Source organism: Chitinophaga rhizosphaerae (assembly GCF_003958645.1).
Lineage (GTDB): Bacteria > Bacteroidota > Bacteroidia > Chitinophagales > Chitinophagaceae > Chitinophaga > Chitinophaga rhizosphaerae.
Window position 1 is genome coordinate 267,525 of the sequence record NZ_RXLO01000007.1, and the last position, 13,694, is coordinate 281,218.

Genomic DNA, 13,694 nt, shown 5'->3' on the forward strand with positions numbered 1-13,694 from the left:
TTTACCCATTTTTTTAACTGTAGATTTAACAATTAAAAATTTGTTGCTATCTTGACACACTAATCCACTTCACGTTATACTGATACTTATATGAACCATCAACTTGTAACATCTGACTACATCGTGTTCGCGATTTACTTCGTGATCGTAGCCGGATACGGTTATTACATTTACAACAGGAAGAGAAAGGCCAGCGCCGACACGAAAGACTTTTTCCTCGCCGAAGGTTCCCTCACCTGGTGGGCCATCGGCGCATCGCTCATCGCGTCCAACATCTCTGCGGAGCAGTTTATCGGCATGAGCGGTTCCGGCTTCAAGATGGGCCTGGCCATTTCCACCTATGAATGGATGGCGGCCGCCACCTTGCTCGTGGTCGCGATCTTCTTTTTGCCCATCTATCTGAAGAACAAGATTTACACCATGCCGCAGTTCCTGAGTCAGCGTTACAACGGAACGGTGGCCACCATCATGGCGGTTTTCTGGCTGCTGCTGTACGTTTTCGTGAACCTCACCTCCATCCTCTACCTGGGTGCGCTGGCGGTTTCCACGATCTCGGGATTCAGTTTCACGGCCTGTATGATCGGCCTCGCGGTATTTGCCATCATCATTACCCTGGGCGGGATGAAAGTGATCGGGTTCACGGACGTGATCCAGGTTTTCTTCCTCATCCTCGGCGGCCTGGCCACTACTTACCTGGCGCTGAACCTCGTGTCCCACCATTTCGGCGGTTCCACCGGAGCGGCTGCCAATACGATGAATGGGATGTGGGACGGACTGGGGCTCCTCCGGCAAAAGGCCCCCGAACATTTCCACATGATCTTCGACAAAAGCAACGCCAATTATAAAGAATTGCCCGGCCTGGCCGTGCTCATCGGCGGGATGTGGATCGTGAACCTCAATTACTGGGGCTGCAACCAATACATCACGCAACGCGCACTGGGCGCCGATCTCAAAACCGCCCGCAACGGCCTCCTCTTCGCCGGTTTCCTCAAGCTGCTCATGCCCATCATCGTTGTACTGCCCGGCATCGCCACCTACGTACTGTGGAAAAACGGCATGTTCGCCGAAGAAATGCAGGGCGTGGTAGATGGTGTGAAACAGGTGAAACCCGACCGCGCGTATCCCATCCTCCTCAACCTGCTCCCCGCCGGATTGAAAGGCTTGTCGTTCGCCGCGCTCACCGCCGCCATCGTGGCCTCCCTCGCCGGAAAGGCCAACAGCATCGCCACCATCTTCACGCTGGATATTTATAAGAAACACTTCAAGAAAGAAGCCACAGACGCCGAACAGGTGAACATCGGCCGCATCGCCATCGTAGTTTCCTGCATCATCGCCGCACTGGTAGCGCCTGCGCTGGGGAACCTCGACCAGGCGTTCCAGTTCATCCAGGAATACACCGGCTTCATTTCTCCGGGGGTGTTCGCCATTTTTATCATGGGCTTCTTCTGGAAACGCACCACCTCGGCCGCCGCACTGGTTGGCGCCGCGCTGGCCATCCCGCTGTCGGTCGCCCTCATGCTCATCTTCCCCGACCTGCCGTTCATCAACCGCATGGGCTGGGTGTTTGTGATCATCGTGGCGCTGATGGTGATCATCAGCCTCATGGACCCGAAAAGCAAAGACAATCCGAAAGCGCTCCAGATCGATACAGGCATGTTTAAACTGGCTCCAGGCTTCGCCGTGGGCGCCATCATCATTTGCGGTATCCTGACGGCGCTTTACACAATATTCTGGTAATTTTTTTTGATAGCATCTTTTTCCCACGTCTACGATCATGTCATTTTTATTAGGTTACGATATCGGATCTTCTTCCATCAAGGCAGCCCTGCTCGACGTTGAGAGCGGGCGCTGCCTTGCTTCCGCCACCGGCTCCGACGAAGAGCTGCGCATCCGCGTTCCCAAACCGGGATTCGCGGAGCAGGACCCGGAAATGTGGTGGGAGGAAGTCCGCAAAGCCACCCGCCGCCTGCAACAACAATTCCCTTTCGACGCCTCGGCCGTCAAAGGGATCGGCATCGCTTACCAGATGCACGGGCTGGTGTGTGTGGATGAAAAGCTGGAAGTTTTACGTCCATCGATAATCTGGTGCGATAGCCGCGCCGTTCAAACCGGCGAAGAAGCCGCGCAGCAACTCGGTCACGACTACACGCTGCCGCATCTCCTCAATTCGCCGGGCAACTTTACGGCCTCCAAGCTCCGCTGGGTACAGCAAAACGAGCCGGCGCTGTACGAGAAGATCCGGCACATTATGTTACCCGGAGATTTCATCGCCATGCGCCTCACCGGTGTTCCCGCCACTACCAACTCCGGACTTTCGGAAGGTATTTTCTGGGATTTCAAGGAAAGGAAAGTTTCCGGCCGGCTGCTGGAACTATACGGCATCGATGCATCGCTCCTCGCGCCCGTGGTGCCCACGTTCGGCGAACAGGGCCGCGTGTCGGGGGCGGCGGCGGAATTGCTCGGCCTGAAGGAAGGCACGCCCGTGACCTACCGCGCCGGCGATCAGCCCAACAACGCATTTTCCCTCAATGTGCTCCAGCCCGGAGAAGCCGCCACTACAGCGGGGACCTCGGGGGTGGTGTACGCCGTGCACGACCAGCCTTCGTTCGACGCGCAAAGCCGTGTCAATACCTTCATGCATGTCAATAATTCGGAGAAGGAAGTCCGCAACGGGGTATTGATGTGCCTCAACGGGACGGGTATCCTCAACAGCTGGCTACGGCAGGTTTCCGGCGGAATTCCCTATGACAGGATGAACGAGCTGGCGGAAAAAGCGCCTCCCGGGGCGGAAGGGCTTCGCATTTTTCCCTTCGGGAACGGTGCGGAAAGGATCCTCGAAAACAGGCTCCCCGGTGCCAGCGTGCATGGGCTCGATTTCGGGATCCACAGCCAGGGGCACCTCCTCCGCGCCGGCCAGGAAGGCATCGTATTCGCATTGGCGTACGGGATGGACATCATGCGCGACATGGGCCTGCGCATCAACCGCGTCCGCGCCGGGAAAGCGAACATGTTCCTCAGTCCCCTTTTCCGGGAAGCCTTCGCCAACGCCACCGGCGCCGAAATAGAATTATATAATACCGACGGCGCTCAGGGCGCAGCGCGCGGAGCCGGGGTAGGAGCGGGCGTGTTCGCGTCCTTCGGGGAAGCTTTCCGGGGAATGGATTGCCTCGCCACCATTTCGCCCGGCGAAAATCAAACCGCTTACCAAAACGCCTACGCCGATTGGAAAATCAAACTCCAGCAAATATTGTCGAACCGATAAATCATTTCAAATGCAGATCATAACAGGTAACAAAACGTATTTCCCGACAGTGGGCGCCGTTAAATTCGAAGGCCCCCAATCCGACAATCCTTTCGCTTATAAATGGTACAACGAAAACGCGACCATTAACGGCAAAACGCTGAAAGAGCTCTTCAAGTTCGCCGTGAGCTACTGGCACACCTTCTGCGGAACCGGCGGAGATCCCTTCGGCCCAGGTACCAAAGACTTCCCCTGGCTGACCGCTTCCGACCCGATCCAGTCGGCAAAAGATAAAATGGACGCCGCTTTCGAGTTCATCACCAAGCTCGGCGTGCCGTATTACTGCTTCCACGACATCGACCTGATCGACGAAGGCGCTTCCATCGCCGAATACGAAAAAAGGATGCAGGCGATCGTGGACTACGCGAAGGAAAAACAGAAAGCCTCCGGCGTAAAGCTCCTCTGGGGCACCGCCAACGTGTTCAGCAACCCGCGCTACATGAACGGCGCATCCACCAACCCCGACTTTTCCGTGGTGGCTTACGCCGGTACGCAGGTGAAAAATTCCCTCGACGCAACGATCGCCCTGGGCGGCGAGAACTATGTGTTCTGGGGCGGCCGCGAAGGCTACATGACGCTGTTGAACACCGATATGAAACGCGAGCTTGATCATCTCGGCCGCTTCCTCTCGATGGCCCGCGATTATGCGCGGAAACAGGGTTTCAAGGGTACGTTCTTCATCGAGCCCAAACCTTGCGAGCCTACCAAGCACCAATACGACTACGACAGCGCCACGGTGATCGGGTTCCTCCGCCAATATGGCCTCGACAAGGATTTCAAGCTCAACATTGAAGTGAACCACGCCACCCTGGCCGGCCATACCTTCCAGCACGAGCTGCAGGTGGCGGCAGACGCGGGCATGCTGGGCAGCATAGACGCCAACCGCGGCGATTACCAGAACGGTTGGGATACCGACCAGTTCCCCATGAACCTCAATGAGCTCGTGGAAACCATGCTCGTGATCCTCGAAGCCGGCGGGCTCGCCGGCGGCGGTGTGAACTTCGACGCAAAGGCGCGCCGCAACTCCACCGACCTCGAAGATATTTTCCACGCCCATATCGGCGGCATGGACGCTTTCGCCCGCGCGGCTTTCGTGGCCGACCGCATGCTCCGCGAATCGCCCTATCGCCAGTTCCGCAAAGACCGTTACGCTTCTTTCGACGCCGGCAAAGGCCTGGAATTCGAACAGGGCAAGCTATCCCTCGAAGATCTCCGTGCGTTCGCCGTGGCCAATGGTGAGCCGAAACAGACCAGCGGCCGGCAGGAATGGCTGGAAAACATGATCAATCAGTATATTTAGGGCAAAATCAAAGCATGGCATTCAGTATCACGCATAAAGAAGAGAACGGCTTTTCCATCATCGCGCTGCAAGACGATGCGGGCGCGGAAGTGCAGATCATACCCGGATATGGCGCCCTCCTGCACGCATTCATCATTCCGCAGGGAGGCACAAACATCAATGTGATTGATAGTTACAGCAGTTCGGACGATCTGAACGCGGGCGTAACGAACAGTTTCAAAAGCGTGAAACTGAGCCCGTTCGCCTGCCGGATCAAGGATGCAACGTACAGCTGGAGCGGGACGGATTATACGATCAGGAAATCCCCTATCCACGGGCTGCTCTACGATCAGCCTTTCTCCCTCATCAAGGAAGAAGCGGCCGACAGCTTCGCCGAAATCTCGCTGGAACATCATTACGCCGGCGACGATCCGGGATACCCGTTCCCTTACCGCTGCGAGGTACAGTACCGCCTGCTGGCCGATCAGCATTTGCAGATCACCACCGCGGTTTTCAATCTCCACAACGCGCGCATCCCCATGATGGACGGCTGGCATCCGTACTTCTCGACGGGCACGCCGGTAGACAGGCTGGAGTTGCAGTTCAGCAGCGCCGCCATCGTGGAGTTCGACGAAAAACTCATTCCCACGGGTAAAACATTGCCCTTTACGGAGTTCAATGGCGGCAAGAGCATGAACGGCGTAGCGCTCGATAATTCATTTTTGGTGGATTTCGAAGCCGCCCAGCCGGTGTGTACCCTCACCGATCCCGGGAAAAGGATCCGAATTGCTTTTTTCCCGGAAAGGAGCTATCCCGTGTTGCAGGTATATACACCGCCGCACCGGAACAGCATCGCGATCGAAAACCTGACCGGCGCCCCCAATGCTTTCAATAACGGCATCGGACTGGTGACGGTCGAGCCCGGCCACAGCGCAATTTTCCGGACGGGCTTGCAGGTAACCGGGTTCTGACGGTTGTTTTGGCACAGACTTTGGATTTATGGGGTAACCCCTCTTTATTCACCCATAAATTGTCATGTCATGGACATCCTGATGATCAAGGACCGGTGGAATGAGATCAGATCGAAGCTGAAACAACTTTTCGCCGATTTGACGGAGACGGATCTTACCTATGAGCAGGGGAAAGATGACCGCCTCATCCGCCAGATACAAATAAGACTCGGTATATCCAGGGACGAAGTGATCTCGCTGATCCGGTCCCTGTAATAAGACGAATGTAAAACGGTAATTCCCGGGGAAGTGATTCCTCCGGGAATTGCTTTTTTAACTACTTTCGTGTCTTAACTATTTTCCGGACGCAAATGTTAGAATAATATGAAACCCATTAGATTGTACCTGGTAACCTTGCTCCTGACCCTGATGGGCGGGGTGGCAATGGCGCAGACCGAAACACCCGTTACCCTCCGCGGGCAGGTCACCAGTTTCGACGGCAAGCTCGTCTTATATCCCGCCACGGTCCGGAACAAAAATACCGGTGCACGCGTTTTTTCCGATCAGGGAGGGTATTACCGGATTTCGGCCCGGCAGGGTGATGAGATCGTGGTTTCTTTTATCGGTTATGTGCCTGACAGTGTGAAGGTGATCAACCTCGCCGGCACCCAGGTGGCCAATATCCGCCTCAATGCACGGGAAAGGTTCCTGCCCCAGGTAGAAATATCCGGCAAATGGAACGCTTATCAGCTCGATTCCCTGGCACGGTACGAAGAGTTCAAGCCCTTCCTCGAAGCCAAGGAACAAACGCTTGTAAACACCGACAAACGTAGCCAGGGCGGCTTTGGACTGGTGTTCAGTCCCTTCACCCGCGGCTCCCGCGAACAGAAAGACCTGCGTAAATTCAAGAAACTCTACGAAGAGAACGAGCGCCAGCAGTTCATGGATTACCGCTATTCCAAAAGCTTCGTGAGCACCGTTACCGGCTTGAAAGGCGATTCGCTCATGCGGTTCACCCAGGCTTACACCCCGAGCTACGAAATGCTGCGCACCATCAACCAGGAAGACCTGATCATGTGGATCTCCGTCCGCGCCAAACAATGGCGCCAAAACCCGGCGGTCCGTATCAAGGAAAACGACTAAGGCATTCCTTACAATAGAAAAACGGCTGACCGTCACCTGGTCAGCCGTTTTTATTTTATTCCGTACCGATGTTCAAACGTTTGACCCGGAAGTAACCGTTGATTTTCGTAGTTCCCATGGTTGGCGGGGTGCTGAAGATGTAGTACCCCGATTTTTCCAATTCAAAGCTGCCGAGCATCCATCCGAAATTGCCGGTTTCGACGACATGCAGTTTGCCGGGACTGGGCACCGCCTTTCCGCCTGAATTGTATACCTGCGCATATGTTTTGGTGGTGCCGATATTCAGCAGGAATAAGATGTTGGTGGCATCCCAGCTAAATTGGCCGGTCGTTTTCCCCTGCCATTTCACGCTGGCCGTTACGCCGCCCTGCTGCGCCGTCGCGAAACTTTCGCCCGTGGTAACCCGTCCGCCGGAATTGCCATAGGTCGTATAATCCCCGCCGGCGATGGATACGGAAATGCCTTCCGGCGCCACAAAAACCCTTGCGATGAGTATCCCCACGGCCCTTCCGTTGGATTTGACGTTGACGGAAACAACCACCGGGTTCGTAGCCGGGATTTTAGCGGGGGCGGTGTATTTGGCGGAATTGCCGGTGGATGCGAGCTGCCCTGTGCCCAGGAGTGTCCATTTTTCGATGAACTTCGCGTCGAGATGGGTTTTGGGATCGAGCAATGCGGTTTCCTGGCCTTCTTTGGTCAACGGCACCAGCAGGTCATCGTCTCCCGGGAGCACGCACTTCACCACCAACGGCACCTGCTGCCCGGGATCGGCCGCAGACATGCCGGGCTCCAGCGAAATAGCTTCGAAGAAGCTCCAGTCCGAAAAGTGAGTGGTTTTCACCTCGAGGGTTTTGGCGGCTTCGTTTTGAATGGCCCCCAAACCGTACCAGGCACCGTCCGCTTTCTGCGTGGCGATGCCGAGCGCGGCGGCAAATGTGGCCTGGAGGTCGTCTGCCGTATACCGGAACTTTAAAGTAGCCGGCTTCCTGAACGTAACTCCTTCAGGTTGAAGGCGATATGCAATGCCTTTGCCGCCGGGAGCAGTGTTGGTGATGGGTTGGATGAAAAATTCGGTTTCCTGGTCCACAGCGCCCGCCGGGATGTTGATCGTAAGCCTGGCGCCGGGGTATTCGATCGTTCCACCCGCCATTCCGATTTTTTTACTGTATACCTTGCCGTTGGGCGTGCCTTTGGGCATGGGGGCACCGTTTTGCCGGCCGCCGCCACCGCCGTTTCCATGGCCGTTACCGGGAGGATCGCCGGGATTTTCGGGTTGGGGCTTGGAGCATTGCGAAAATATCATCGCGGAGAAAATGAGGGGGAAACAAAGAATCCTTTCCATGATGCACTATTGAATTTAGTAGCGCAAAGGTAGCCGGGGCAAAAAACGCGGATCTCCGTAAAAACCCGTAAATCAATAAATAAGCGAAGGACCGGCTGCTCGGGTTGTTCCCTTGCGGCCGGTCCTTCTATTTTTCATTTTTCAATCGCTCAGTTGTAAACTTTCACCATATAAACGAATTCTTCCAGTTTACGCGCCTGGTCCACTCGGGGCAGGCCGGTCAGCTGGTTTTTCTGTTTGAGGTCTTTGCGGTTGAATTTTTCTTTCGGTAATTCTTCGAGGAGGCGTTTGAGGTGGCCGGATTTCACCGCGAAGGCGATGCCTTCGGAGGTAGACTGGCGGCCGGTGATGATGCCGATGAGCTCTCCGTTCGTATCGAGCAGGGGCGCGCCGCTGTTGCCGGGGTTGACGGGGATGGAAACCTGGTAGGCCAGGGTGTCGCCGTTAAAACCGGTTTGTGCGCTGAGGTAACCCATGCCGAAAACGATCTCGTCTCTGGGATAGCCCATGGAAAACACTTCCTGCCCGAGGCGGGAGGGGGCATTTTTGAGCGTATAGGGGAGGGGAGCCGTGCGGAAAGTGCTGTCTGCCACGCGGAGCACCGCCAGGTCGGAAGACACGTCTTCGAACACGCTCACGGCCTTGAAGGCTTCTCCTTTATTATTCTGCAGGTAAATCGAATCCGCCCCGGCGATCACATGATAATTGGTAACCATATAGCCGTTCCGGCTGATGGCGAAGCAGGTGCCGCCGTAGGTGCCGGGGTTGGCAGGACCGGTGTTTTTATTGTTGATATCGCGGATGAGGGCGTTTTGCGAGCGCTGGATGTTGTTCAGCACACGGCGGACGTCTTCATATTTGGCGGTGTAGGAGTTTTTGGCGGACCGCTGCATGATGGCCATGGTAGCGAGGGAGGTGACCAGCGCGATCGATGCGGCGGCGGCAACGGAGTACCAGGTGCGGCGGCGGCTGGTCATCGATACGATGGTGGCAGGTGCAGGCTGGACCTGATGGGCGGGAGCGGCGGCGCGGGGGTGGATGGCGTTCATCCGGGCGCGGAAGTCCTGGCGCTGGCCATGGCCCCTGAGCTGGGAAAGGAACGCCTCATGCCCGGAAACTTCCCGTTGGAGGTCGGGGTTCCGGCGCAGGAGGGATTCGAACGCTTCTTTTTCCGGGGCGGTCATTTCACCGTCCAGGTAGCGTTCTATTTCCTGTATTTTATGTAATTCGTTCATCACGGTGATCGTGCTCTTTTAATATATTAGTTCGCAAAAAATAGTTTCTTCAGGCGCATGAGGCATTTGTACTTCTGGTTCTTGGCATTTTCGGCGTTCGTATACCCGAATTGTTCCGCGATTTCCTGCATGCTCCGGTGGCGGATGTAATATTCCTCCAGGATGGTTTTGCAGGGCTCCCCGATCTTTCCCATGGCTGTTTCCATCTGGCGGAACTGGGCGTCCTTTTCGAGATGGGCCTCCAGGGCCTCGGCCGCGTCTGCCGACTCCTCGACGTCGTCCGGGAGGGGAGCGCTGTTGGGGCCGCTCTGAAGCTTTTTGAGCCACATCCTCCGGCAAACGGCATATATAAATGTCTTCAACCGGGAGGAGAGTACGAAATTCCCTTCTTTTGCCTTTTCATATAATACGATCATCGCTTCCTGGAAGATGTCTTTGGCATCGTCCGCCGATCCATAATGCTGCAAAATCATCCTTTCAACCATTGGGTAATGCTCCAAATAAATGATTTCCAGAGCTTTATCATCGTTGACGGCTAATCTGTGCAGTAATTCCTGATCCTTTTCTATGTGCAAAAGATTATTCACTGATTAATACGGTTTGGGCCGGTTTAGTAACCCAAAGTAGGCAAAATAAATTTTTTTTCAGATTGCGGGTTACCTTTCTCCGAAACGGGGTATAAAGGTTAAATCTCATTTCAAATAAACCTTAAAACGTATCAAAATGAAAAAATTCGGTTTCCTCGCTCTCGCCCTGGGTCTGTTCGCTGTAGCTTGCAACAACGCTGGTACCGCCACTGAAGGTGATTCCACTAAAGTTGACAGCCTGGTTCAGGAAGCTCAGAGCACTGTAGACTCTGCTGCTGCTGTTGTTGATTCCGCTGCTGCTGTTGTTGACTCTACCGCAAAAGCTATCGACTCTACTGCTAAAGCTCACTAATTATAGGCAAGCATTAAAGGATATTCATCCGGCCCCGGCATACCGCCGGGGCTTTTTTTGCCCCTCCTCCACCGTTCGCCTCATCCCCCGAAATTATTTGCTATAGCATTCAATCCACCGTTTTACCAGGCAACTGATTGGCATTTTTCGTGATTTATTGAATGTTTTTCAATTGATATTGATGTTTGTTAGACGAAATTGATTTTTTTACTCCGCTGTTTGAAAAAATGAAATCGTGCCTTACTTTTGTTCTATCAAACAACGCAAATACACTATCTGATGCAACAGCATACTTTTGGATACTTTTACGGCTTTTACTTTTTCTGGTACCAGAATTAGGAGGTTCGTTTTTGCTGATCCAAACAGATAAAAAATATAACGGGCCTCCTGCAAAAGGGGGCCTTTTCTTTTAAAATTATGCAAACCGGTAAAAGCCAGATATGTCACAGAATCGATTTTATGCCTGCTATTTTTACTTTTTCTTTTATGCAAAAGAAAGCGGGACTCTCTTGTGATAACGGTCAAAACCGGTAGAATGAATGGAAGGGTCCCGCCACAAAGCGGGGCCCTTTTTATTGCTCAACAGTATCTTAAACAACATATATGCGCATCGCGATCCAGGGATTTGAAGGATGTTTCCACCAGATAGCCGCCCGGAATTACTTCGGCAAACAGTCCACCATTGAGGCCTGCGCTTCGTTTTCGGAGCTCGTCCGCAAGGTGAAGAAAGGGGAGGCCGGCGTAGACGCCGGCATCATGGCCATCGAAAACTCCATCGCCGGCAGCATCCTGCCCAATTACTCCCTGCTCAAGAATTCCGGGCTCCATATCATTGGCGAGCTGTACCTCCAGATCAATCAAAACCTCATGGTACTGCCCGGGCAAACGATCGACGATATCCGTGAAGTACATTCGCACCCTATGGCGCTGCTGCAATGCATGGACTTCCTCGCCCAATATCCCCACATCAAACTGGTGGAAACGGAAGATACCGCCCTCAGCGCCAAACATGTGAGCCAGAAAAAACTGAAGACCACCGGGGCCATCGCAGGCCAGCTCGCAGCCGATATCTTCGGGCTGGAAGTGATCGGGCGCAACATCCACACGGCTAAAAACAACTACACCCGCTTCCTGGCCATTTCCCGGAACGGGGTGAAGACGCCGGCCGATGCAAATAAATCTTCCGTATATTTCCAGACGTCCAACGAACGGGGAAGCCTCGCCCGCGTGCTCACCATGATCGCAGAGGAAGGCATCAACCTGAGCAAGATCCAGAGTTTTCCCATCCCTGCGAAGGAATGGCATTATTACTTCCACGCAGACATGGAATTCGATTCTCCGGAGCACTTCCAGCAGGCGCTCAACAAAATCGAGCCGCTCACGGAGCAGCTGACCGTTCTGGGGATTTACAAAAAAGGCAATACGCATACCTGATACCAACAATAATCTAACACCCATGCAACCATCCGTAGCCAAAAGATTGCAGCACACCGAGGAATACTACTTTTCACGGAAACTCCGGGAGATCGACGACATGAACAAAGCCGGCGCCCGCGTGATCAACCTCGGTATCGGCAGTCCCGACCTCCCGCCGCACCCCTCCGTGACCGCCGCCCTCAACGCATACGCGGCCAAACCCGATACCCATGCGTACCAGGGCTACAAAGGCATCCCGGCCCTGCGGCAGGCCATGGCAGGTTGGTACAACCGCTTCTACGGCGTTACGCTCGACGCGGATTCGGAAGTGCTGCCCCTCATCGGCTCCAAAGAAGGCATTATGCACATCTGCATGACGTTCCTCCAGGAAGGCGACGAAGCGCTCATCCCCGATCCCGGCTACCCTACATACCGCTCGGCCGTACAGTTGTCCGGCGCCACGCCGGTAACCTACACGCTCAGCGCGGATAACGACTGGCAGCCCGACTTCGGGGCACTGGAGCAGCGCGACCTCAGCAAGGTGAAACTCATGTGGGTGAACTATCCCCATATGCCGACCGGCTCGCAGGCCAAAGCGGATACATTCGAAAAACTCGTGGCTTTCGCCACCAAACATAACATCCTGCTGTGCCACGACAATCCGTACAGCTTCATCCTCAACGATGCGCCCGCCAGCCTGCTGGCTACGCCCGGCGCAAGGGAAGTAGCCCTGGAACTGAACAGCCTCAGCAAATCCGGCAATATGGCCGGCTGGCGCGTAGGCATGCTCGTGGGCAAGGCGGCTTTCCTCAACGATGTGCTCCGGTTCAAGTCGAACATGGACTCCGGCATGTTTCAGCCCGTACAAATGGCCGCAGTGGCTGCTTTGGAGCTGGGGAAGGATTGGTACGACGGACTGAACGCCATTTACAGCGGCCGCCGGAAGAAAGTCTTCGAACTGCTGGACCTCATCGGTTGTACGTACGACCGCAACCAGGTGGGCATGTTCGTATGGGCGCAGATCCCGGCAGGATACGCAGACGGCTTTGCGGTGAGTGACGAAGTGCTGCAGCAGGCGCACGTCTTTATCACGCCCGGCGGGATTTTCGGGGAGAACGGGAAGGGCTACGTCCGTGTGAGCCTTTGCCGGGACGAGCAGGTGTTCTCCGAAGCGATCGACCGGGTGAAGCAACAAATCGTTGACCGTAAAAAAGCCCTCGTATGATAGCAGCTGTAGTAGGTGTAGGCCTCATCGGCGGTTCGCTGGCCCTGAGCCTGAAGGAGCGGGGCGTGGCCAACTGGATCATCGGGGTGGATAATAACACGGGCAACCTGGCCAAGGCGCAGGAACTGGGGATCATCGACGAGGGCTCCACGCTCGAAGACGCGATGGACCGCAGTAACCTCGTGGTGCTGGCGATACCCGTGGATGCCACGCTGGGCGCAGTAACCGGGATTCTGGACAAGGTGAAGGACGGACAGGTGATCATGGACGTAGGTTCTACCAAACATAAATTATTGCAACTCGTTGCCGGTCATCCCAACAGGGGGCGCTTCGTTGCCGCCCACCCGATGGCCGGCACCGAGTATTCCGGGCCGGAAGCCGCCGTGAAGGGGCTTTTCACCGGTAAGACCATGGTGCTGTGCGACGTAAAGAACAGCGACGAAGACGCCGTGGAAATGGTGGAAGCGATGGTAGACAAGCTCAACATGCGCACCGTGTATATGAACGGCGAGGAGCACGACCTGCATACGGCCTATGTGTCGCACATCTCCCACATCACCTCGTTTGCGCTGGCGCTGACGGTGTTGAAGAAAGAGAAAGAGCAGGGCCGGATTTTCGAGCTGGCGAGCGGTGGTTTCGAATCCACCGTGCGCCTGGCCAAAAGCTCGCCCGATATGTGGGTGCCCATTTTCAAGCATAACCGCAATAATGTGCTGGACGTGCTCGACGAGCATATCCGCCAGCTGGAGCAGATGAAGGAATTGTTGCAGTCGGAAGACTATGAAACGTTCTACAAGCTCATCCAGAAGAGCAATAAAATCAGAAAAATCCTGAAGTAATCACCCTTTTCATCAACTAACACAT

13 protein-coding genes are annotated in these 13,694 nt (G+C 54.9%); 10 read left to right on the forward strand and 3 right to left on the reverse strand.

Annotated elements, in window-relative coordinates:
• Positions 1-90: 90 nt before the first annotated feature.
• From EJ361_RS17795 to EJ361_RS17820, 6 genes are all read left to right on the forward strand, one after another.
• Positions 91-1,737: a sodium/sugar symporter gene (locus tag EJ361_RS17795; RefSeq protein WP_126246987.1), complete on the forward strand. Its 1,647-nt coding sequence runs from the start codon at positions 91-93 to the stop codon at positions 1,735-1,737.
• A gap of 37 nt (positions 1,738-1,774) precedes the next feature.
• A complete protein-coding gene (locus EJ361_RS17800) occupies positions 1,775-3,262 on the forward strand; it encodes a xylulokinase (RefSeq protein ID WP_205687035.1) in 1,488 nt (495 codons plus the stop codon).
• Positions 3,263-3,272: 10 nt separating this feature from the next.
• Entirely contained in the window at positions 3,273-4,601 is a 1,329-nt protein-coding gene (gene xylA / locus EJ361_RS17805; RefSeq protein ID WP_126246989.1) for a xylose isomerase, read from the forward strand.
• A gap of 14 nt (positions 4,602-4,615) precedes the next feature.
• The gene (locus tag EJ361_RS17810) at positions 4,616-5,551 is read left to right on the forward strand and encodes an aldose 1-epimerase (RefSeq protein ID WP_164714308.1); all 936 of its coding nucleotides are present in this window, start codon (positions 4,616-4,618) and stop codon (positions 5,549-5,551) included.
• Between the two features lie 69 nt (positions 5,552-5,620).
• The gene (locus EJ361_RS17815) at positions 5,621-5,806 is read left to right on the forward strand and encodes a CsbD family protein (protein WP_126246991.1); all 186 of its coding nucleotides are present in this window, start codon (positions 5,621-5,623) and stop codon (positions 5,804-5,806) included.
• A gap of 108 nt (positions 5,807-5,914) precedes the next feature.
• Entirely contained in the window at positions 5,915-6,673 is a 759-nt protein-coding gene (locus tag EJ361_RS17820) for a carboxypeptidase-like regulatory domain-containing protein (RefSeq protein WP_126246992.1), read from the forward strand.
• A 55-nt stretch (positions 6,674-6,728) separates the two neighbouring features.
• Here the strand turns inward: EJ361_RS17820 and EJ361_RS17825 are convergent, their stop codons facing one another.
• The 3 genes from EJ361_RS17825 to EJ361_RS17835 all read right to left on the reverse strand — a co-directional run bounded on the left by EJ361_RS17825 (position 6,729) and on the right by EJ361_RS17835 (position 9,837).
• The gene (locus EJ361_RS17825) at positions 6,729-8,015 is read right to left on the reverse strand and encodes a hypothetical protein (protein WP_126246993.1); all 1,287 of its coding nucleotides are present in this window, start codon (positions 8,013-8,015) and stop codon (positions 6,729-6,731) included.
• A 149-nt stretch (positions 8,016-8,164) separates the two neighbouring features.
• On the reverse strand, positions 8,165-9,250 hold the full coding sequence (locus EJ361_RS17830; protein WP_240646668.1) for a trypsin-like peptidase domain-containing protein: 1,086 nt from the start codon (positions 9,248-9,250) through the stop codon (positions 8,165-8,167).
• A 26-nt stretch (positions 9,251-9,276) separates the two neighbouring features.
• On the reverse strand, positions 9,277-9,837 hold the full coding sequence (locus EJ361_RS17835; protein WP_126246995.1) for an RNA polymerase sigma factor: 561 nt from the start codon (positions 9,835-9,837) through the stop codon (positions 9,277-9,279).
• A gap of 136 nt (positions 9,838-9,973) precedes the next feature.
• Between EJ361_RS17835 and EJ361_RS17840 the strand changes: the two genes are divergently transcribed.
• The 4 genes from EJ361_RS17840 (at position 9,974) to EJ361_RS17855 (ending at position 13,669) form a co-directional block, all read left to right on the forward strand.
• Positions 9,974-10,189, forward strand: coding sequence for a hypothetical protein (locus EJ361_RS17840; RefSeq protein ID WP_126246996.1), 216 nt, complete (start codon positions 9,974-9,976; stop codon positions 10,187-10,189).
• Positions 10,190-10,792: 603 nt separating this feature from the next.
• Positions 10,793-11,623, forward strand: coding sequence for a prephenate dehydratase (locus EJ361_RS17845; RefSeq protein WP_126246997.1), 831 nt, complete (start codon positions 10,793-10,795; stop codon positions 11,621-11,623).
• A gap of 22 nt (positions 11,624-11,645) precedes the next feature.
• Positions 11,646-12,830, forward strand: coding sequence for a pyridoxal phosphate-dependent aminotransferase (locus EJ361_RS17850; RefSeq protein WP_126246998.1), 1,185 nt, complete (start codon positions 11,646-11,648; stop codon positions 12,828-12,830).
• The gene (locus tag EJ361_RS17855) at positions 12,827-13,669 is read left to right on the forward strand and encodes a prephenate dehydrogenase (RefSeq protein WP_126246999.1); all 843 of its coding nucleotides are present in this window, start codon (positions 12,827-12,829) and stop codon (positions 13,667-13,669) included. The genes EJ361_RS17850 and EJ361_RS17855 overlap by 4 nt, the downstream gene beginning before the upstream one ends.
• Positions 13,670-13,694: the final 25 nt, after the last annotated feature.